General features: G+C 73.6%; 15 protein-coding genes. 7 read left to right on the top strand and 8 right to left on the bottom strand.

What is annotated here, in order from left to right; translation table 11 throughout:
* Positions 1-16: 16 nt before the first annotated feature.
* From MN205_RS16365 to ileS, 3 genes are read right to left on the bottom strand one after another with little or no spacing between them, the layout of a single operon-like run.
* Positions 17-400, bottom strand: coding sequence for a DUF4233 domain-containing protein (locus MN205_RS16365; RefSeq protein ID WP_242129192.1), 384 nt, complete (start codon positions 398-400; stop codon positions 17-19).
* Complete coding sequence (locus tag MN205_RS16360) at positions 397-1,785, bottom strand: folylpolyglutamate synthase/dihydrofolate synthase family protein (RefSeq protein ID WP_242129190.1); 1,389 nt, start codon at positions 1,783-1,785, stop codon at positions 397-399. The genes MN205_RS16365 and MN205_RS16360 overlap by 4 nt, the downstream gene beginning before the upstream one ends.
* Positions 1,782-5,012, bottom strand: a complete 3,231-nt coding sequence (ileS, locus tag MN205_RS16355; protein WP_374115963.1) for an isoleucine--tRNA ligase — start codon at positions 5,010-5,012, stop codon at positions 1,782-1,784. The genes MN205_RS16360 and ileS overlap by 4 nt, the downstream gene beginning before the upstream one ends.
* A 408-nt stretch (positions 5,013-5,420) precedes the next feature.
* On the opposite strand from ileS, the gene MN205_RS16350 reads away from it, so the two are divergent.
* From MN205_RS16350 to valS, 3 genes are all read left to right on the top strand, one after another.
* On the top strand, positions 5,421-6,662 hold the full coding sequence (locus MN205_RS16350) for a thiolase family protein (RefSeq protein WP_242129185.1): 1,242 nt from the start codon (positions 5,421-5,423) through the stop codon (positions 6,660-6,662).
* Positions 6,662-8,737: a 3-hydroxyacyl-CoA dehydrogenase NAD-binding domain-containing protein gene (locus MN205_RS16345; protein ID WP_242129183.1), complete on the top strand. Its 2,076-nt coding sequence runs from the start codon at positions 6,662-6,664 to the stop codon at positions 8,735-8,737. The genes MN205_RS16350 and MN205_RS16345 overlap by 1 nt, the downstream gene beginning before the upstream one ends.
* A gap of 100 nt (positions 8,738-8,837) precedes the next feature.
* Positions 8,838-11,489, top strand: coding sequence for a valine--tRNA ligase (valS, locus tag MN205_RS16340; protein WP_242129181.1), 2,652 nt, complete (start codon positions 8,838-8,840; stop codon positions 11,487-11,489).
* Positions 11,490-11,898: 409 nt separating this feature from the next.
* Here valS and MN205_RS16335 read toward each other — a convergent pair whose 3' ends face one another.
* Positions 11,899-12,978: an inositol-3-phosphate synthase gene (locus MN205_RS16335; RefSeq protein ID WP_242129179.1), complete on the bottom strand. Its 1,080-nt coding sequence runs from the start codon at positions 12,976-12,978 to the stop codon at positions 11,899-11,901.
* Positions 12,978-13,571, bottom strand: a complete 594-nt coding sequence (locus tag MN205_RS16330; RefSeq protein ID WP_242129178.1) for a PadR family transcriptional regulator — start codon at positions 13,569-13,571, stop codon at positions 12,978-12,980. Before MN205_RS16330 ends, MN205_RS16335 begins: the two co-directional genes overlap by 1 nt.
* 148 nt (positions 13,572-13,719) lie before the next feature.
* Between MN205_RS16330 and MN205_RS16325 the strand changes: the two genes are divergently transcribed.
* From MN205_RS16325 to MN205_RS16310, 4 genes are all read left to right on the top strand, one after another.
* Positions 13,720-14,148 (top strand): MarR family winged helix-turn-helix transcriptional regulator, encoded by a 429-nt coding sequence (locus MN205_RS16325; RefSeq protein ID WP_242129176.1) that lies wholly within the window; start codon positions 13,720-13,722, stop codon positions 14,146-14,148.
* A gap of 119 nt (positions 14,149-14,267) precedes the next feature.
* The gene (locus MN205_RS16320; protein ID WP_242129174.1) at positions 14,268-14,705 is read left to right on the top strand and encodes a MarR family winged helix-turn-helix transcriptional regulator; all 438 of its coding nucleotides are present in this window, start codon (positions 14,268-14,270) and stop codon (positions 14,703-14,705) included.
* Positions 14,702-17,230 carry a DHA2 family efflux MFS transporter permease subunit gene (locus MN205_RS16315; protein ID WP_242129172.1) on the top strand — a complete coding sequence of 843 codons (2,529 nt, stop codon included), beginning with the start codon at positions 14,702-14,704 and terminating at the stop codon, positions 17,228-17,230. Before MN205_RS16320 ends, MN205_RS16315 begins: the two co-directional genes overlap by 4 nt.
* 74 nt (positions 17,231-17,304) lie before the next feature.
* Positions 17,305-18,087, top strand: coding sequence for a YceI family protein (locus MN205_RS16310; RefSeq protein WP_374115962.1), 783 nt, complete (start codon positions 17,305-17,307; stop codon positions 18,085-18,087).
* A gap of 94 nt (positions 18,088-18,181) precedes the next feature.
* On the opposite strand, the gene clpX is transcribed toward MN205_RS16310, so the two are convergent.
* From clpX to MN205_RS16295, 3 genes are all read right to left on the bottom strand, one after another.
* Positions 18,182-19,474 carry an ATP-dependent Clp protease ATP-binding subunit ClpX gene (clpX, locus tag MN205_RS16305; protein WP_242129168.1) on the bottom strand — a complete coding sequence of 431 codons (1,293 nt, stop codon included), beginning with the start codon at positions 19,472-19,474 and terminating at the stop codon, positions 18,182-18,184.
* 176 nt (positions 19,475-19,650) lie between these two features.
* Complete coding sequence (locus tag MN205_RS16300; RefSeq protein WP_242129166.1) at positions 19,651-20,304, bottom strand: ATP-dependent Clp protease proteolytic subunit; 654 nt, start codon at positions 20,302-20,304, stop codon at positions 19,651-19,653.
* Between the two features lie 64 nt (positions 20,305-20,368).
* Positions 20,369-20,944 (bottom strand): ATP-dependent Clp protease proteolytic subunit, encoded by a 576-nt coding sequence (locus MN205_RS16295; RefSeq protein WP_242129496.1) that lies wholly within the window; start codon positions 20,942-20,944, stop codon positions 20,369-20,371.
* Positions 20,945-20,985 lie beyond the last annotated feature (41 nt).

Here is a 20,985-nt window from a genome sequence, read left to right as displayed (position 1 = left end):
CCGGCCCACCGGCGGTTCAGCCCTCGGAGCCCGACCGGTCCGCCAGCCCGCGCGCGACCTGCTCCCGCTCGCGCTCCACGCGCTCCCCGATGTGCAGGCACCCCCACCAGATGCCGGCGAAGGCGACGCCGATGCCGACCATCGTCCAGCGGAACGCCTCCGGCACCACGAAGCCGGAGGCGACGATGACGACCTGCAGCGCCCAGCCGAGGACGTAGCCGGCGCGCGAGCGCAGCAGCCCGGCGCACAGCACGCACAGCAGCACCAGCACCCCGCCGGCGACGAGGTAGCGGCCCTGCTCCTCGCGGTGCAGGGCCGTGGCGGCGAGGGTGGCGAAGAAGACCACCAGCGCCTCGGAGACCAGCGTGGAGGCCGCGAGGACGCGCTTGGGGTTCCTCACCGCGCGCCTCCCCTGGCCAGCAGCAGCCGGGCGTCCCCGGCGAGCACGACCGAGCCGGCGACCAGGACGCCCGCACCGGGACCGCCCTCGGACTCGGCCAGGTCCACCGCGGTGGTCAGGGCCGCGTCGAGGCGCTCGGCGACGTGCACGCGGTCCTCGCCGAAGACGCCCTCGGCGATGTCGGCGAGCTCGGCCGGCTCCAGCGAGCGGTCCGAGGACGTGCGGGTGACGACCACCTCGGCCAGGACCGGCTCGAGGGCGGCGAGGACGCCCTCGACGTCCTTGTCGCCCGCGATCGCGACGACGCCGACGAGGCGGGTGAGGGTGAACGCCTCCGCGACCGCCTCCGCCAGCGCCCGGGCCCCGGCGGGGTTGTGGGCGGAGTCCACCACGAGCAGCGGGGAGGTGCGCAGCACCTCCAGCCGCCCGGGGGAGGTCGCGTCGGTGAACGCGGCCTCCACCAGCCCGGGCACCAGCGTGTCGCCGGGCAGCGCCAGCAGCGCCTCGGCGGCCGCGAGCGCCACCGCCGCGTTCGACGCCTGGTGGGCGCCGTGCAGCGGCAGCAGGACGTCGGTGTAGAGGCCGCCGCGGGTGCGCAGCGACAGCAGCTGCCCGCCCACGGCCAGCGAGCGGGACTCCACGCCGAAGTCGGCGCCCTCGCGCAGCACGGTGACGCGCTCGGCGGCGGCCCGTGCGAGGAGGACGCCGGCGGCCTCCTCCTCCTGCCGGCCCACGACGAACGTGGCGCCGTGCTTGACGATCCCGGCCTTCTGGGCGGCGATCTCCTCCAGCGTGGACCCCAGCCACGCCTCGTGGTCCATCGCCACGGGGGTGACGACGGCGACGTCGGGCTCGACGACGTTCGTGGTGTCCCACGTGCCGCCCAGGCCGGTCTCGACGACGGCGACGTCCACGGGTGCGTCGGCGAACGCGGCGAACGCCATGAGGGTGAGGACCTCGAAGAAGCTCAGGCGCGGGTCGCCGCGCTCGGCGGCGCGGGCGTCGACGATGTCGACGACCGCCTCGACGTCGTCCCAGGCGCGCACGAACGCGGCGCGGCTGATCGGTTCGCCGTCGATCGAGATGCGTTCGGTGACGTCCACGAGGTGCGGGCTGGTGAACCGGCCGGTGCGCAGGTCGTGCTCGCGCACCAGGCGCTCGACCATGCGCGCGGTGGACGTCTTGCCGTTGGTGCCGGCGACGTGCACGACGCGGTAGGCGCGCTGCGGGTCGCCGAGCAGGCCGCACGCCTCGCGCACCCGGTCAAGGGTGGGGTGGATGCGGTGCTCGGGGTTGCGCGCGAGGATCCCGGCGACGACCTCGGCGTAGCGGGGGTCGTCGACGGGGGTGCGGGCCCGCTCGGAGCGCGGGTGGGGGCTGCTCACCGCTCCTCCAGCTTCTCGACGGCGACGCGGACCTCGTGGCCCTCGACGGACGCCACGAGGGTGGCGCGCTCGGCGGGCAGGGCCTCGGCCTGCCCGGAGGAGCCGAACTGCTGCGCGAGGGTCTCGTCGACGACGAGGTTCTGGTGGGTGACGAGCGCCTCCCACACGGGCCCGTCGGCGGCCACGGTCAGGCGGATGCGGTCGGACACGTGCAGGCCGGCGTCGCGGCGGGCCTGCTGCACGAGGCGGATGACGTCGCGGGCCATGCCCTCGGCGGCCAGCTCGGGCGTGACGGTGGTGTCCAGGACGACGAACCCGCCGCCGTCCAGGGCGGCGGTGGCCAGGCCCGGGTTCTCGCCCTCGACCGTGGTGGTCAGCTCGTACTCGCCCTCGGTCAGCTCGATGCCGCCGGCGATCACGGTGCCGTCGGGGCGCTCCTCCCAGTCGCCGGACTTCGACGCCTTGATGGCCTGCTGCACCTGCTTGCCCAGCCGCGGGCCGGCGGCGCGCGCGTTGACGGTGAGCTTCGCGCTCACCCCGTACTCGACGGCGCGGTCGAGGTGCCCGAGGGCGACCTCGCGGACGTTGACCTCGTCGGCGATGAGCTTGCCGAACGGCTCGAGCGCGGCGGGGTCGGCCACGAGGACCTCCAGGCGGTTCAGCGGCAGCCGCACCCGCAGGCCGCCGGCCTTGCGCAGCGCGAGCGCCGACGAGCACGCGGCGCGGGCGGCGTCCATCGCGGCGACGAGGCCCGGGTCGGCGGGCAGGTCGACCGGGTCCGGCCAGTCGGTCAGGTGCACCGAGCGGCCACCGGTGAGCGCACGCCACACGTGCTCGCTCACCAGCGGCAGCAGCGGCGCGAGCATCCGCGCGGTGGTCTCCAGGACGGTGTGCAGGGTGTCCAGGGCGTCGCGGGCGCGCTCGGACTCCCCGTCCCAGAACGCGGCGCGCGAGCGGCGCACGTACCAGTTGGTCAGGACGTCGAGGAACTGCCGCACGCTCTCGCAGGCGCCGGCGATGTCGTACCCGTCGAGCTGGGCGGTGACCGCCACGACGGTGTCGTGCAGCTTGGCGAGCACGTACCGGTCCAGCACGTCCGGTGAGCTGGTGCGCCAGCGGGGGGTGTGGCTGGAGGTGCCGGAGTACAGCTGGAAGAACTGGAACGTGTTCCACAGCGGCAGCAGCACCTGGCGCACGGAGTCGCGGATGCCCTGCTCGGTGACGACGAGGTTGCCGCCGCGCAGCACGGGCGAGCTCATGAGGAACCAGCGCATGGCGTCGGAGCCGTCGCGGTCCAGCACCTCGGTCACGTCCGGGTAGTTGCGCAGCGACTTGCTCATCTTGCGCCCGTCGTCGCCCAGCAGGATGCCGTGGGAGACGCAGGTGCGGAACGCGGGACGGTCGAACAGCGCGGTGGCCAGCACGTGGAGCGTGTAGAACCAGCCGCGGGTCTGCCCGATGTACTCGACGATGAAGTCGCCCGGGTAGTGGCTCTCGAACCACTCGGTGTTCTCGAACGGGTAGTGCACCTGGGCGAACGGCATGGACCCGGACTCGAACCAGCAGTCCAGGACCTCCGGGACCCGGCGCATGGTGGACTTCCCGGTCGGGTCGTCGGGGTTGGGCCGGGTGAGCTCGTCCACGTGCGGGCGGTGCAGGTCGGCCGGGCGCACGCCGAAGTCGCGCTCCAGCTCCTCCAGCGAGCCGTACACGTCGGTGCGCGGGTACGCGGGGTCGTCGGAGACCCACACCGGGATGGGGCTGCCCCAGTAGCGGTTGCGGCTGATGGACCAGTCGCGGGCACCGGCCAGCCACTTGCCGAAGGAACCGTCCTTGACGTGCTCGGGGACCCAGGTGATGTCCTGGTTCAGCTCGACCATCCGCTCACGGATCTGCGTGACGGCCACGAACCAGCTGGAGACGGCGCGGTAGATGAGCGCGTTGCCGCAGCGCCAGCAGTGCGGGTACGGGTGGTCGTAGGTCTCCTGGCGCAGCAGCAGGGCCCCGCTGGGCACGCCCTCCTTCAGGGCGCGCGTGATCGCCTTGTTGGCGTCGAAGACGTGCTCGCCGGCGAAGTCGGGCACCTCGGCGGTGAACCGGCCGCGGGAGTCCACCGGCACCACGGGCACGATGCCGGCGGCGTCGGTGACGAGCTTGTCCTCCTCGCCGAAGGCGGGGGCGATGTGCACGACGCCGGTGCCGGAGTCGGTGGTGACGTAGTCGGCGGACAGCACCTGGTGGGCGTTCTCGCGGCCCTCGAAGTACCCGAACGGCGGGCGGTAGCGCTCCCCCAGCAGGTCGGCGCCGCGGAACCGGGCGCCGACCCGCTCGGCGGCGTCCTCGCCGAGCTCGCGGGCGTAGTGGCCCAGGCGCGCCTCGGCGAGCAGGAACCTGCGGCCCTCGTGCTCGGTGCTGGGCGCGCCGTCGACGACGACGTAGTCCAGCTCCGGGTTCACGGCCATCGCCAGGTTGCTGGGCAGCGTCCACGGCGTGGTGGTCCAGATCAGGGCGAGCACGCCGGCCAGCTCCGGGTGCGCGTCGGAGCCCAGCAGCGGGTACCCGACGGTGACGGCCGGGTCCTGGCGGTTGCGGTAGACGTCGTCCAGGCGGGTCTCGGAGTTCGACAGCGGCGTCTCGCAGCGCCAGCAGTACGCCAGGACGCGGAAGCCCTCGTACACCAGGCCCTTGTCGTGCAGGGTCTTGAACGCCCACATCACCGACTCCATGTAGTCGGTGTCGAGGGTCTTGTAGTCGTCCTCGAAGTCCACCCAGCGCGCCTGCCGGGTGACGTACTCCTCCCACTCGCGCGTGTAGCGCAGCACGGAGCTGCGGCACGCGTCGTTGAACGTCGCGATGCCCATGGACTCGATCTCGGACTTGTGGGTGATGCCGAGCTGGCGCTCGGCCTCCACCTCGGCGGGCAGGCCGTGGGTGTCCCACCCGAAGCGGCGCTCCACCTGGAACCCGCGCATCGTCTTGTAGCGCGGGACGACGTCCTTGACGTACCCGGTGAGCAGGTGGCCGTAGTGCGGCAGGCCGTTGGCGAACGGCGGGCCGTCGTAGAAGACGAACTCCCCGGCGGCCGACCCGCGGCGCGCCTCGACGCTGGCGGCGAAGGTGCCGTCGGCCGCCCAGGAGTCCAGGACGGCGCGCTCGATCTCGGGGAAGCGGGGGCCGGTGCCGCCCTGCTCCGCGGGGACGCCCCCCGGCTCGGGGGTCTGCTCCACTGCCTGGTCCGTGACCTCGGACACGTGTGCTCCTCGACGACGTCGCTGCTGCCGCGGGGACGACTCCCGCCGGGGCCGGCGGTGCCGCGGTACCACCCCGCTTGCCGCCGGCACCCCTCCCCGCGGGGAGGCGCGACGACGACCGCTCGTCGTCCGGCTGTCACGGGCCGGACCCGTCCGGGTCTAGTGGGGCGCCGCCGCGGTGGCCGGCGCCCGTTCTTCCGGAGGCTCACCGGTGATGGCCGGGTCGACGCCTGTGCGCTCGATCCTACCCGCAGCGCGTCGCGCGCACCGGGTCACCGACCGCGGCGAAGTACCTGTCACCACCAGTACCGGTTACCCGTCCGGCGGGCGTACTGTGGCCCCGGGCCGCACCGTCGCGGCCACGCCACCGAACGAGGAGGTCCCGTGGCCCGCACCACCCCCGCCGCGCGCAGCGTCGTGTTCGCCGACGGCGTGCGCACGCCCTTCGGCAAGGCCCGGCCCGACGGCCTGCACGCCGAGACCCGCGCCGACGACCTCGTCGTCGCCTGCCTGCGGGAGCTGCTGCGCCGCAACCCCTCCCTGCCGCCCGAGCGGGTGGAGGAGGTCGCGATCGCCGCCGCCACCCAGAGCGGCGACCAGGGGCTCGTCCTCGGCCGCAGCGCAGCCCTCCTGGCGGGCCTGCCGGTCACCACGCCCGGCTACGCGGTCGACCGCTGGTGCGCCGGCGCCATGACCGCAGTGACGACCACCGCCGCCTCCATCGCCGTCGGCGCCCTCGACGTGGCGCTGGCCGGCGGCGTGGAGCACATGGGCCACCACCCCCTGGGGCAGGGCCTGGACCCCAACCCCCGCTTCCTCACCGAGCGCATCGTCTCCCCCGACGCCCTGGACATGGGCAGGACCGCCGAGGCGCTGCACGACCGGTTCCCCGCGCTGACGAAGCGGCGCGCCGACGAGTACGCCGCCGCCAGCCAGCGGAAGTTCGCGCGGGCGGTGGCCGACGGGAAGGTCGGCGCCGACCTCGTCCCGGTCGCCGTGGCCAGCTCCGAGAAGGGCTGGGGGCTGGCCACCGCCGACGAGCTCGCCCGTCCCGGCACGACGGTGGAGGCCCTGGCGGACCTGCGCACCCCCTTCCGCCCGCACGGGCGCGTCACCGCCGGCAACGCCTCCCCGCTGACCGACGGCGCCACCGCCTGCCTGGTCGCCGAGGAGGGCACCGCCGCCGAACTGGGCCTGCAGGCCCGCATGCGTCTGGTCGGGTTCGCCTACGCCGGCGTCGAGCCGGAGGTCATGGGCCTGGGGCCGATCCCCTCCACGGAGAAGGCGCTGGCCCGCGCGGGGCTGACGATCGACGACATCGGCCTGTTCGAGCTCAACGAGGCGTTCGCCGTGCAGGTCCTGTCCTTCCTGGACCACTTCGGCATCGCCGACGACGACGAGCGGGTCAACCCCTACGGCGGGGCCATCGCCATCGGCCACCCGCTGGCCGCCTCCGGCGTGCGGCTGATGACCCAGCTGGCCCGGCAGTTCGCCGAGCACCCCGAGGTCCGCTACGGCCTGACCGCCATGTGCGTCGGGCTCGGCCAGGGCGGCACCGTGATCTGGGAGAACCCGCACCACGCCGCGTACGAACCCACCACCGCGAGCGCCGGGGAGGCCCGCTGATGCCCGTCCACGTCCGCGTCCTCGACCTGCCCGGCGCGCCCGGTGCGCCCACCGGGCAGCCCGGCTCCAGCCGCCTGGCCCTGATCACCCTGGACCCCGGCGACCCGCGCCGGCCGTTCGTGCTGGGCGCCGAGACGCTGCCGCAGCTGCGCGAGGCGCTGGAGGAGGCGCAGCGCCTGGCCGCCGCCGGCGAGGTCGTCGCCGTGGGGATCACCGGCGTGCAGGGGGTGTTCTGCGCCGGGGCCGACCTGAAGTCCATGGCCACCGCCGACCGCGAGACCGGGCTGGCCACCGGGCGCCTCGGGCACGACGTCCTCGGCCGGCTCGGCACCCTGGGCGTGCCGACCTTCGCGTACGTGAACGGCCTCGCCCTGGGCGGTGGCCTGGAGACCGCCCTGCACGCCACGTACCGCACCGTCGCCACCACCGCCCGCGGCCTGGGCCTGCCCGAGACCCACCTGGGCCTGGTGCCCGGCTGGGGCGGCACCTGGCTGCTGCCGCACCTGGCCGGTCCCGACGTCGCCGTGCGCATCGCCGTGGAGAACGCGCTGGCGAACAACCGCACGATCACCGGCCCCGAGGCCGTGGAGCTGGGCGTCGCCGACCTCGCCGTGGAGCCCGCCGACTTCCTCCTGCAGTCGCTGCGCTGGACGGCCGCCGTCCTCGCCGGCGAGGTGCAGGTGCCGCGGCGGGTCCCGCTGCCCGAGACGGAGGAGGCCGCGGCGTGGGAGGCGGCCGTCGCCCGCGGTCGCGCCGTCGCCGACGCCCGCGTGCGCGGCGCCGCGCCCGCCCCCCACCGGGCGCTCGACCTCGTCGCCGCCGCGCGCACGAACACCCGCGAGGGGCACTTCGCCGCCGAGGACGCCGCGATCGGCGACCTCGTCGCCTCCCCGCAGCTGCGCGCCGGGCTGTACGCGTTCGACCTCGTGCAGCGGTACGGCAGGAAGCCCACCGGGGCGCCGCCGAAGGAGCTGGCGCGGGGGGTCACCTCCGCGGGCGTCGTGGGCGCCGGGCTGATGGCCGGCCAGATCGCGCTGCTGCTCCTGCACCGGCTGCAGGTGCCCGTGGTGCTCACCGACGTCGACGAGGCCCGCGTCGCCAAGGGGGTCGAGGCGGTGCGCTCCGGCGTGGACGACCTGCTCGCCAAGGGGCGCGTGACCCCCGACGTGGCGAACCGGCTGAAGGCGTCGGTGTCGGGGTCGGTGGACAAGTCCGCCCTCGCCGGCTGCGACGTCGTCGTCGAGGCGGTGTTCGAGGAGATGTCCGTCAAGCACGCCGTGCTGCGCGAGCTGGAACCCCTGCTGCGCGAGGACGCCGTCATCGCCACGAACACCAGTTCCCTGTCGGTCACGGAGATGGCCTCGGTGATGGAGCACCCCGAGCGGTTCGTCGGGTTCCACTTCTTCAACCCCGTGGCGGTGCTGCCGCTGGTGGAGGTGGTGCGCACGCAGCGCACCGACGACGCGACGCTGGCCACCGCGTTCGCGGTCGGGGCGAGGCTGAAGAAGACGTGCGTGCTGGTGCGCGACGCCCCCGCGTTCGTGGTCAACCGCGTCTCCACCCGGATGTTCGACGAGGTGGTGCGCGCCGTGGACGCCGGGACGCCGCTGGTGGAGGCCGAGCACGCCCTGGACGAGCTGGGGCTGCCGATGACGCCCTTCCGCCTGGCTTCCTTCGTGGGGCCGGCCGTCATGCTGCACGTGCACGAGACGCTGGCCGCCGCGTTCCCGGACCGCTACCGCGTCTCGGACAACCTGCGCCGCTGGGTCGAGGCCGGCTCGCCGCCCCTGGTCACCCCGAAGGGGCCGGTGGAGGCCACCCGCGCCGCCGAGCGGGTGCTCGTGCAGGGCGACGAGCCGGTCAGCGGACCCGAGCTGCTGCGGCGGGTGCAGGACGCCCTGGCCGACGAGGTCCGCCGCGTCCTCGACGAGGGCGTCGTCGCCGGCCCCGAGGACGTCGACGTGTGCCTCGTCCTGGGCACCGGGCACCCCCTGCACACCGGCGGGATCACCCCCTACCTGGACCGGGTGGGCGCCTCCGAGCGGGTCACCGGCCGCCGCTTCCACCGCGGGTGAGCGGCGCGGCGGCCCGGGCGGCTCCCCGTCCGGGCCGCCGCCCCCCGCCCGGTCCCGGGGCGTGCGCGGCCCCGCGCGCACCTGCGGGATGATGGGGGGCATGTCCGACGCCAGCACCGCGCCCGCACCCCCGCACCGCCCGGACGGCACCGCCGCCGGCGTCTCGGTCCCCGACCGCCCCACCGTGGACGGGCTGGAGGAGCGCTGGGCCCCCGCGTGGCAGGAGGGCGGCACGTACGCCTTCGACCGCTCGCGCGAGCGCGCCGACGTCTACTCCATCGACACCCCGCCGCCCACCGTGTCCGGCTCCCTGCACGTCGGCCACGTGTTCAGCTACACGCACACCGACGTCGTCGCCCGCTTCCAGCGCATGCGCGGCAAGTCGGTCTTCTACCCGATGGGCTGGGACGACAACGGCCTGCCCACCGAGCGGCGCGTGCAGAACTACTACGGCGTGCGCTGCGACCCCTCCCTGCCGTACGACGCGTCCTTCACGCCCCCCGAGAAGGCGCCGAAGAACGACCGCGACTTCGTGCAGGTCTCCCGCCGCAACTTCGTCGAGCTGTGCGAGCGGCTGACGGCCGAGGACGAGCAGGTCTTCGAGTCGCTGTGGCGGCGCCTGGGCCTGTCGGTGGACTGGTCGCACACCTACTCCACGATCTCCGGTGCCTCCCGCGCCGCCGCCCAGCGCGCCTTCCTGCGCAACCTCGCCCGCGGCGAGGCGTACGCCGCCGAGGCACCCACCCTGTGGGACACCACGTTCCGCACCGCGGTGGCCCAGGCGGAGCTGGAGGACCGCGAGCGCGAGGGCGCCTACCACCGCGTCGCGTTCGAGCGCACCGACGGCGGCGAGCCGGTGTTCATCGAGACCACCCGGCCCGTCCTCGTCCCCGCCGTCGTGGCCCTCGTGGCGCACCCCGACGACGAGCGCTACCAGCCGCTGTTCGGCACCACGGTGCGCTCGCCGCTGTTCGGGGTGGAGGTGCCCGTGGTGGCGCACCGCCTGGCCGAGCCGGACAAGGGTTCCGGCATCGCGATGATCTGCACCTTCGGCGACACCACCGACGTCACGTGGTGGCGCGAGCTGCAGCTGCCCACCCGCGCCGTCATCGGCTGGGACGGCCGGCTGGTGCGCGAGACGCCCGAGTGGATCGCCGGCGGCCCCGGCGAGGCCCTGTGGGCCGAGATCGGCGGCGCCACCGTGCACACCGCGCAGGAGAAGGTCGTCGCCGCGCTGCGCGAGTCCGGCGCGATGGTCGGCGAGCCGAAGAGGATCACGCACCCGGTGAAGTTCTACGAGAAGGGCGACCGCCCCCTCGAGATCGTCACCACCCGCCAGTGGTACCTGCGCAACGGCGGCCGCGACGCGGAGCTGCGCGAGCAGCTCCTCGAGCGCGGTGCCCAGCTGACCTGGTACCCGGAGCACATGAAGCACCGGTACGACCACTGGGTCTCCGGCCTGAACGGCGACTGGCTGATCTCCCGGCAGCGGTTCTTCGGCGTGCCGTTCCCCGTCTGGTACCCGCTGGCCGAGGACGGCTCCCCCCGCTACGACGCGCCGATCCTGCCCGAGGAGTCCGCCCTGCCGGTGGACCCGGCCTCGGAGACCCCGCCCGGCTACTCCGAGTCCCAGCGCGGTGTCCCGGGTGGTTTCACCGCCGACCCCGACGTCATGGACACCTGGGCGACGTCCTCGCTGACCCCGCAGATCGCCGGCGGCTGGGAGCGCGACCCCGACCTGTACGGGCGCGTGTTCCCCATGGACCTGCGCCCGCAGGGGCAGGACATCATCCGCACCTGGCTGTTCTCCACCGTGGTGCGCTCGCACCTGGAGACCGGGGGGCTGCCGTGGTCGAAGGCCGCGCTGTCCGGGTGGATCCTCGACCCGGACCGCAAGAAGATGTCGAAGTCCAAGGGCAACGTCGTCACCCCCCTGGCGCTGCTGGAGGAGCACGGCTCGGACGCGGTGCGCTACTGGGCGGCGTCCTCGCGCCTGGGCACCGACGCCACCTTCGACACCGGGCAGATGAAGGTCGGGCGCCGGCTGGCGATGAAGCTGCTCAACGCCTCCAAGTTCGTCCTCGGCCTGGGCGTGGAGCGCGGCACCTCCGCCGACCCGGCCGCGGTCACCGAACCCCTGGACGCCAGCGTCCTCGTCCAGCTGTCGCAGGTGGTGCGCACCGCCACCGGCGCCTTCGAGCGCTACGACCACGCCACCGCCCTCGACGTCACCGAGCGGTTCTTCTGGACGTTCTGCGACGACTGGGTCGAGCTCGTCAAGGACCGCGCCTACGGCGCACGCGGCGAGGCCGCGCAGGCGTCCGCGCAGGCGACCGCGGCGATCGCGCTGCGCACCCTGCTGCGGCTGTTCGCGCCGTTCCTGCCGTTCGCCGCGGAGGAGGTGTGGTCGTGGTGGCAGGACGGCTCGGTGCACACCGTCTCCTGGCCCGTGGTGGACGAGCTGGGACCCGCGTCCGCGGACACCGCCGCGATCGGCGTGCTCGGCGGGGCGGGTCAGGCGCTCTCGGCGCTGCGCAAGGTGAAGAGCGAGGCGAAGGTCTCGCAGAAGACCCCGCTGACCGCCGCCACCGTGTACGGCCCCGCCGACGCGGTCGCCGACGCGGCGCGCGCCGAGGCGGACGTGCTCGCCGCCAGCCGCGCCGCGTCGATCTCCTGGCAGGAGGTGCCGCTCGCCGAGGGCGAGCAGGCGCCGGCGCTGACCGCGAAGGCGGAGATCGCCGAACAGGGCTGACGCTCTCCCCGTCGACGGGGCCGCTCCCCCACCGGGGGCGGCCCCGTCGCATTGTCCCCCTCGCGTTGTCGCGGGGCCGTTGTCGCCCTGGTGCGCCGGTGGCGGGTGCTGCGGCCGGCTCTCCGCCCGCTGCTCGGTGCACCGGTGCGGCTCCTCGCGCGGGGCGGGCTCCGGACGCCGGCCTCCGCACCCGCCACCGTCCTCTGCCCCCGCACCTCTCCCCTCCCCCACATCGCACCCGGGGCCGGAGCAGCGTCGAGCCGTCGGGTGCGCGGGGTTCCGCGGCGCACCCGCACCGCGGGCGAACATGACCGGCCCGCCACCCGGCGACGAACCCGACCGGGGCCGGGAACCACGAGAGCCCCGCGGTGCGGGTGCACCACGGGGCTCCGCGTGGGGAGACGGCCGATCAGCGCTCGACGGTCCCGGCGATGAACGCCTCGACGGCGGCGCGGCCGCGCTCGTCGTCGCGCTGCTCCGGCGGGGACTTCATGAAGTACGCCGACGGGGACAGCAGCGGGCCGCCGATGCCGCGGTCCAGCCCGATCTTCGCGGCGCGCACCGCGTCGATGATGACGCCAGCGGAGTTCGGGGAGTCCCAGACCTCCAGCTTGTACTCCAGGTTCAGCGGCACGCCGCCGAACGCCTCGCCCTCGAGGCGCACGTACGCCCACTTGCGGTCGTCGAGCCACTGCACGTAGTCGCTGGGCCCGATGTGGACGTCGCGGGTGCCGAAGTCGGCGTGGACGTTGCTGGTGACGGCCTGCGTCTTGGAGGTCTTCTTGGACTCCAGACGGTCGCGCTCCAGCATGTTCTTGAAGTCCATGTTGCCGCCGACGTTGAGCTGGTACGTCCGCTTGAGCTCGATGCCGCGGTCCTCCAGCAGCTTGGCCAGCACCCGGTGGGTGATGGTGGCGCCGACCTGGGACTTGATGTCGTCGCCGACGATGGGCAGGCCCGCGTCGGTGAACTTCTGCGCCCACTCGGGGGTGCTGGCGATGAAGACGGGCAGGGCGTTGACGAAGGCGCACCCGGCGTCGATGGCGCACTGGGCGTAGAACTTCGCCGCGTCCTCGGAACCCACCGGCAGGTAGCACACGACGACGTCGGCCCGCGCCTCGCGCAGCGCGGCGACGACGTCCACCGGTTCGGCCGTGGACTCGGTGATGGTCTCGCGGTAGTAGCGGCCCAGGCCGTCGAGGGTGTGGCCGCGCTGGACGGTGACCCCGGTGGCCGGCACGTCGCAGATCTTGATGGTGTTGTTCTCGCTGGCGCCGATGGCGTCGGCCAGGTCGGTGCCGACCTTCTTGTCGTCGACGTCGAAGGCGGCGACGAAGGTCACGTCGCGCACGTGGTAGTCGCCGAACTCCACGTGCATGAGGCCGGGCACGGTCGCGTTCTCGTCGGCGTCGGCGTAGAAGTGGACGCCCTGGACGAGGGAGGCGGCGCAGTTGCCCACCCCCACGACGGCGACGCGGATCTCGGACATCAACTCTCCTCGGTGAGGGGGGCGGCCGGAACGCCCGGCCGGGCGGGGGCACGGCGCTCGGCCGTGATGAGGCGGTCCAGCCAGTCGACCTCGCTGCGCACGGTCTCCAGACCGTGCCGCTGCGCTTCGAGGGCGTAGGCGTCGAGCTGGGCCTGGGTCCGCTCGATGGACGTGCTGAGCTGCTCGAGCCGTTCGAGGAGCCGGGCGCGCCGGCCTTCGAGGATCCGCAACCGCGTGCGGGGGGCGACGCGCTGGAACAGGGCCAGGCGGACCCCGAACGCGTCGTCCTCCCAGGCGGAGGGACCGGCTTCCTCGAGGAGTTCCGCGAGCCGCTCCCTGCCGTGGTCGGTGATCTCGTAGACGACCCGGGCCCGCTTGGTGCTGACGGTGCCCGGCTGACGCTGCTCGGTGGCCTCGGTGAGGCAACCGCCCGCCTGCAGCGCCCGCAGGCAGGGGTAGAGCGTGCCGTACGACAGGGCGCGGAACGCCCCCAGGCGCACGTCGAGCCGCCGGCGCACCTCGTAGCCGTGCAGGGGGCCGTCGGCCAGCAGCGCCAGCACCGCCAGGGGCAGCACGTCTGCGCGCTTGCGCACCACCGAACACCTCCGACCTGGTCCCGATGCATCGGACCGATGCATCGGGACGACCCTAGGGGTGCGTCCCCTCGACCACAAGCACGGGTGGGTGCGACGCGTCGCGGAGGTCCCCCGTCGCCGGCGACGGGGACGGTACGGTTCACCCGTGCACCCCGAGGCCGCAGACCACCTGGAGCGAGAACTCGCCGTCCTGCTGCGCCGCTCGCGCGCGATCAGCCGCGAGACGGCTCGCACGGTGCACCCGGAGCTCGAGCCGGAGGCCTACAGCCTGCTCGTCCGCCTCGGCGACGTCGGGGAGGCCCGGCCCTCCGACCTGGCGGCCTTCTTCGGCATCGGCAAGCCGACCCTGAGCAGGCAGGTGCAGCTGCTGGAGAACCTCGGCCTGGTGGAGCGGACGGCCGACCCCACCGACGGCCGGGCGGTGCGCCTGCGGATGTCGGCCCTCGGCACCGAGAAGGTGGACGCGGCTCGGACGGCCCGGCGGGAGCGCCTGTACGCGCGCCTGCAGGACTGGTCCGAGGAGGACATGACCCAGCTGGCCACGCTCGTGGCACGCCTGAACTCCCAGCTCTGACCGGGCCCCCCCACCCCTCCCGGCCCCGCGCGGCACCGCCGTCGCGGGGCTGGCTTGTGTGCAGCAACCACTCGTCATATCGTTGCTTGCACACACCAACCGCTCACCCCGAGGTGATCATGGCCACCGCCACCGCGTGCGCCGCGCTCGTCCCCGTCCTGCCGCACCTCGCACGGGCCCGCCGGCGCCTCATCGGCGCCGCGTCCCTGCCCGGCACCGCGACGCTCTCGATCGTGCGCGAGCACGGAAGCCTGCGCATGAGCGAGGTCGCCGAGGGTCTCGGCCTGGACCTGTCCACCGTCAGCCGCCACGTCGCCCACCTGCGCGCCGAAGGACTGCTGACCACCTCCCCCGACCCCGACGACGGCCGCTCCCAGCGGCTGGCCGTCACCGCCGCCGGCGAGGCCGAGCTGCGCGCGCAGCGCGACCGCGTCGTCGGTGCGCTCGTGGCGCGCCTGGCCGGCTGGGACGACGCCGAGGTCGACGACCTCGCCCGCCTGCTGCGGAAGCTGGCCGCCACCACCGCCCCGGAGAAGACCCTGCAGAGGAACGCATGAGCACCCCCACCGCACCACCCGACCACGTCGCGCACGCTCACCAGGCCGCCCCCGTGAAGATGACCCACGCGCAGGTGCTCGAGGCGCTGTCCGGGCTCCTGCTCGGCATGTTCGTCGCGATCCTGTCCTCCACGGTCGTCTCCAACGCCCTGCCCACGATCGTCAACGACCTCGGCGGCACCGAGTCCAGCTACACCTGGGTCGTCACCGCAGCGCTGCTGGCCACGACGATCTCCACCCCGATCTGGGGCAAGCTGGCCGACACCTTCTCCAAGAAGCTGCTCGTCCAGATCGCCCTCGTCCTGTTCGTCGTCGCCTCCGCCGTGGCGGGCCTGTCGACGAGCATGGGCATGCTCATCGCGCTGCGCGTGGCGCAGGGCATCGGCGGCGGCGGCCTGCTGGCCCTCGCCCAGGTCATCCTCGCCACGATGGTCACCCCGCGGGAGCGCGGTCGCTACTCCGGCTACCTGGGCGCCACGTTCGCCCTGGCCACCGTCGGTGGCCCGCTGATCGGCGGCGTCCTCACCGAGCACCTGTCCTGGCACTGGTGCTTCTACGTCGGCGTCCCCTTCGCGATCGTCGCCTTCTTCGTGCTGCAGTTCCGCCTCAAGCTGCCCGAGCAGCCCCGCCGCGAGATCCACATCGACTACCTCGGCGCCCTGCTGCTGGCCGGCGGCGTGTCCGCCCTGCTCGTCTGGGTCTCCCTCGCCGGGCACCAGTTCGCGTGGGGCTCGTGGTGGACCGTCGCGCTCGTGACCGCCGGCGTGGTCCTGCTCGCGCTCACCGTGCTCGCCGAGTCCCGCGCCGCGGACCCGCTCATCCCGCTGCGGTTCTTCCGCAACCCCACGATCGTGCTCTCCGCCCTCGCCAGCCTCTTCGTCGGCGTGGCGATGTTCGGCGCCACCATCTTCCTGAGCCAGTACTTCCAGCTCGGCCGCGGGCAGTCGCCGACCCGCTCGGGCCTCTCCACCATCCCGATGATCGTGGGCCTGTTCCTGTCCTCCACGATCGCCGGGCAGTTCATCACCCGCACCGGCCGCTGGAAGGGCTGGCTCGTCTCCGGCGGTGTCCTGCTCACCGCTGGACTGGCGCTCATGGGCACCGTCGAGCACGACAGCGCCTACTGGGCCGTCGCGATCTTCATGGCCCTCGTGGGTCTCGGCGTCGGCATGATGATGCAGAACCTCGTGCTCGCCGTGCAGAACGTCGCCGCCCCCGAGGACCTGGGCTCGGCCAGCTCGTTCGTCGCCTTCTCCCGCAGCCTCGGCGGCGCCATCGGCGTCTCCGCCCTCGGCGCCGTCCTGGGGCACCGCGTCACCGACCACCTGCTCGACGGCGTCCGCGACGCCGGTGTCGACCCGGCCGCCCTGGCGCCCCTGAGCGGCGGCAGCCTGCCGGACCTGTCCGAGCTGGGCGAGCCGTTGCGCACCCTGGTGATGTCCGCCTACGGTTCCGGCATCGCGGACGTCTTCCTGGTCGCCGCCCCCTTCGCCCTCGTGGCGTTCCTCGTGACCCTCTTCTTCAAGGAGAACTCGCTGCGCAGCGACGACGCGACTCCCGCGATGGCGCCCGAGACCGCTGCCGCCACCGGCAGCACGCCCGTGCAGCCACCGGTCGCCGCCGACGCGTCCGAGGCCGGCACCGCGGCGCAGGGCGGCACCGCCGCGCGAGGCGGCGCGGTGCCGGCACCGGCACCGGCCGAACGCACCGACACCGGACTGGCCCTCGCCGGCACCGTCCGCCACGCCGACGGGCGCCCGCTGCCCGACGCCGTGGTGACCCTGGCCGACCAGGGCGGCCAGCAGGTGGCGCGCACCTCCAGCGGTGACGACGGCGGCTACCGCATCGCCCTGCCCACCGGCGGCACCTACCTGCTCATCGTCGCCGCCCCGCACGTGGCACCGTCCGCCACCCTCGTCGGCGTGGGCAGCGCCTCCGTGCAGCGCGACGTCGTCCTGTCCGGCCGTTCGGCCATCACCGGCCGGGTCCTGACCCGGGACGCGGCCACCGACACCGACCGTGGCGTGGCCGGCGCCCTCGTGACGCTGACCGACGTCACCGGGCAGGTGGTCGGCTCCACCCGCAGCGGCACCGACGGCGGCTACTCCTTCGGCGCCCTCGTCGGCGGCGGCTACGTGCTGACCGCGCAGAGCGAGTCGCACCGGCCGCTGGCCCGCAGCATCGACGTCCCCGACTCGGGGGCCCTGGCCTGCGACCTGCTGCTCACCGGCGGCGGCCGCCTCACCGGCACCGTCGTCGCCGCCAGCGACGGCCGGCGCCTGCGCGAGGCCACCGTCACCCTCGTGGACGGCGACGGTCAGGTCGTCGGCTCGGTGCTCACCGACAGCGACGGGGGCTACGGCTTCGAGGACCTCGCCGGCGGCCACTACACGCTCACCGCGGCCGGGTACGCACCCGTGGCCACGAACGTCGACGTGGAGGAGGACACCGTCTCCGCGGTGCAGGTGACCCTCGGCTCGGCCGGCACCGCCGAAGGTGCCCCGGTCCGGGAGCGGCAGCGGTGAGCGCCCGGGAACCGGCCCAGCCGCCGGCGGGCACCACCGGTCAGCCCGCCGGCACCGTCCCGGGCGGCGGGCGCGTGCTGACCCGGGAGGGCTGGCCCGTGCCCGGCGCCGCCGTGACCCTGCTCGGGTCGGACGGCAGCCAGGTGGCGCGCGCCGTCACCGGCGGCGACGGGACCTTCGCCCTGCCGGCCGTGCCCGCGGGGGCCGTCACCGTGCTGGTGGCCGCCCCCGCCCACGAGCCCCGGGCGACCAGCGTCGTGGTCCCCGCCGGCGGCACCTGGAACGCCGGGGAGGTCCACCTGCGCCGCACCGGCGGGCAGGACGTCCCCCCGCCGGGGACGTGGTCCATCGACACCGCCCACTCCTCCATCACCGCCACCGCCCACCACCTGGGCATCTCCGCGGTGCACGGGCGCTTCACCCGCTTCGGCGGTGTCATCACCGTGCCCGCCGACGACGTCACCGCTTCGGCGGTGGAGGTGGAGATCGAGGCCGCCTCGATCGACACCGGCAACGCCCAGCGGGACGAGCACCTGCGCGCCGCCGACTTCCTCGACGTCGCCCGCTTCCCGCACCTGCGCTTCCGCGCCACCGGCGTGCAGCGCCACGGTGGGCGGTGGCTGCTGCCGGGGCAGCTGACGCTCCTGGAGACCACCCGCCCCGTGCAGCTGGAGCTGACCTACACCGGCTCCGGTGCCGACCCCTGGGGCGGCACCCGCGCCGCCTTCAGCGCCACCACCGAGCTGCACCGCGACGACTTCAAGATGAACTGGAACCAGGCGGTGGGCATCGGCGTGGCCGTCTTCGGCACCACCCTGAAGGTCAGCATCGACGTCCAGGCCGTCCTGCAGGACTGAGTCCACGCACCACCGCGGAGGGCCCCGCCCCGTGCCGATCGGCACGGGGCGGGGCCCTCCGTCGTTCTCGCGCTCGCAGCACCCGGCCGCGGGCTCAGGCCGACTTCTCGCGGCGCTCCCGGCTGCCCTTGCGCGCCGGCGCCTCACGCGGCACCAGCGTGGGGTTGACGTTCTTCAGCACCACCTCGCGGGTCACCACCACGCGGGCGATGTCGTCGCGGCTGGGCACGTCGAACATCACCGGGAGCAGCACCTCCTCGAGGATCGCCCGCAGACCGCGAGCACCCGTGCCGCGCAGGATGGCCTGGTCGGCCACCGCCTCCAGGGCATCGGGGGTGAACTCCAGCTCCACGCCGTCCAGCTCGAACATCCGCTGGTACTGCTTGGCCAGGGCGTTGCGCGGCTCGGTGAGGATGCGCACCAGCGCGTCGCGGTCGAGGTTCTCCACCGACGTGATGACGGGCAGGCGGCCGATGAACTCGGGGATCAGCCCGAACTTCATGAGGTCCTCGGGCATGACGTCACCGAAGGTCGGCTCCGGCTTCGCCGTCCCCGTCGGTCGCAGCTGGGCACCGAAGCCGAGGCCCTGCTTGCCCGCCCGGGCCTCGATGATGCGGTCCAGGCCCGCGAAGGCCCCACCCACGATGAACAGCACGTTCGTGGTGTCGATCTGGATGAACTCCTGGTGCGGGTGCTTGCGGCCACCCTGCGGCGGCACGCTCGCGGTGGTGCCCTCGAGGATCTTCAGCAGCGCCTGCTGCACGCCCTCACCGGAGACGTCCCGCGTGATCGAGGGGTTCTCCGACTTGCGGGCGATCTTGTCGACCTCGTCGATGTAGATGATGCCCGTCTCGGCCTTCTTGACGTCGTAGTCGGCGGCCTGGATGAGCTTCAGGAGGATGTTCTCCACGTCCTCGCCGACGTAGCCGGCCTCGGTCAGGGCCGTGGCGTCGGCGATGGCGAAGGGGACGTTGAGCATCTTGGCGAGCGTCTGCGCCAGGTACGTCTTGCCGCAGCCCGTGGGACCGATCAGCAGGATGTTCGACTTGGAGATCTCGACGGCCTCGTCGCGGCCCTTCGCGGCCGGCTCCCCCACCTGGATGCGCTTGTAGTGGTTGTAGACGGCCACCGCCAGCGACTTCTTGGCCGAGGACTGGCCGATGACGTACTGGTCGAGGAACTCGAAGATCTCCCGCGGCTTGGGCAGCTCCACCAGACCCAGGTCGTTGGCCTCGGCGAGCTCCTCCTCGATGATCTCGTTGCAGAGGTCGATGCACTCGTCGCAGATGTAGACGCCGGGGCCGGCGATGAGCTTCTTGACCTGCTTCTGGCTCTTTCCGCAGAAGGAGCACTTCAGCAGATCGCCACCGTCACCGATGCGTGCCACCGACGGATTCCTCTCCTCGTCCTGCTCGACGGGTCCGCGGACCCCGCGGGAGCCGGGTCCCCGGCACCGTCACGACTCGTCCACGCTACCCGCCGGGTGCGCGCCGCGGACTCATTACACGCCCCCGGGGGACACGGTGCCAGACCGGCCCCCCGGGACGCTCGGTGCGCTGCTGCCTAACGGGTGACCGCGGACGCCTTGCGGCTCTGCAGCACCTCGTCGATCAGGCCGTACTCGACGGCCTCCTCGGCCGAGAGGAACTTGTCGCGCTCGATGTCCGTGCCGACCTGCTCGGCGGTGCGGCCGGAGTGAGCCGCCAGCGTCTGCTCCAGCCAGGTGCGCATGCGCAGGATCTCGTTGGCCTGGATCTCCAGGTCGGAGGCCTGCCCGTAGCCGCCGCCGGACATCGCCGGCTGGTGGATGAGGATGCGGGCGTTCGGCAGGGCGAAGCGCTTGCCGGGGGCGCCCGCCGCCAGCAGGACGGCGGCGGCCGAGGCCGCCTGGCCCATGCAGTACGTCTGGATGTCCGGACGGATGTACTGCATGGTGTCGTAGATCGCCGTCAGGGCCGTGAAGGACCCGCCGGGCGAGTTGATGTACATGATGATGTCGCGGTCGGTGTCCTGGGACTCGAGGACGATCAGCTGGGCGATGATGTCGTCCGCCGAGGCGTCGTCCACCTGCACGCCGAGGAAGATGATGCGGTCCTCGAAGAGCTTGGTGTACGGGTCCGAGCGCTTCATCCCGTAGGACGTGCGCTCCTCGAACTGCGGGAGCACGTAGCGCGCCGACGGCGCGTACGCGGGGTTCAAGCGGCTGTGCTGGTCCATCGGGCGGTCTCCCATCTGGGCGGTCAGGTGCGGCGGGAGGTGCAGCGGGGGCCGGCCCCCGGGCTCACGCACCGGTGCCCCCACCGCCGGAGACCTCGCTGGAGCGGCCCACGACGTGGTCGATCAGGCCGTACTCCTGGGCCTCCTCCGCCGTGAACCAGCGGTCCCGGTCGGAGTCGCGCGTGATGGTCTCGTAGCTCTGGCCGCTGTGCTGGGCGATGAGCTCGGCCATCTGCTTCTTCGTCATGATGATCTGCTCGGCGAGGATCTTGATGTCGCTCGCGGAGCCGCCCAGACCGCCGAGCGGCTGGTGCATCATGATCTTGGCGTGCGGCAGTGCCGAGCGCTTGCCCGCGGCACCGGCGCACAGCAGGAACTGGCCCATCGAGGCCGCCAGACCGGTGGCGATGGTCGCCACGTCCGGCTTGATGTACTGCATCGTGTCGTAGATCGACATGCCCGCGGAGACCGACCCGCCGGGCGAGTTGATGTACATGTAGATGTCGGCGTCCGGGTCCTCGGCCGCCAGCAGCAGCAGCTGCGCGCAGATGGCGTTGGCCATCTCGTCGCGGACCTCCGAGCCCAGCCAGATGATCCGCTGCTGCAGGAGCCGCTGGTAGACGTTGTCGTCGAGGCCCATCCCCGGCGTGCCCGGCGTGCGGGCGTGCTGCGGCGTCACCA

The organism is Kineococcus sp. TRM81007 (assembly GCF_022669155.1).
GTDB lineage: Bacteria > Actinomycetota > Actinomycetes > Actinomycetales > Kineococcaceae > Kineococcus.
This window is presented reverse-complemented; position numbering and strand designations above follow the sequence as displayed.

Excerpts from the sequence above, each read along its gene's own strand:
- valS (WP_242129181.1), top strand. The coding sequence starts at position 8,838 with ATGTCCGACGCCAGCACCGCGCCCGCACCCCCGCACCGCCCGGACGGC.
- MN205_RS16295 (WP_242129496.1), bottom strand. The coding sequence starts at position 20,944 with ATGGGCCTCGACGACAACGTCTACCAGCGGCTCCTGCAGCAGCGGATC.
- MN205_RS16335 (WP_242129179.1), bottom strand. The coding sequence starts at position 12,978 with ATGTCCGAGATCCGCGTCGCCGTCGTGGGGGTGGGCAACTGCGCCGCC.
- MN205_RS16300 (WP_242129166.1), bottom strand. The coding sequence starts at position 20,304 with ATGGACCAGCACAGCCGCTTGAACCCCGCGTACGCGCCGTCGGCGCGC.
- MN205_RS16345 (WP_242129183.1), top strand. The coding sequence starts at position 6,662 with ATGCCCGTCCACGTCCGCGTCCTCGACCTGCCCGGCGCGCCCGGTGCG.
- MN205_RS16320 (WP_242129174.1), top strand. The coding sequence starts at position 14,268 with ATGGCCACCGCCACCGCGTGCGCCGCGCTCGTCCCCGTCCTGCCGCAC.
- MN205_RS16315 (WP_242129172.1), top strand. The coding sequence starts at position 14,702 with ATGAGCACCCCCACCGCACCACCCGACCACGTCGCGCACGCTCACCAG.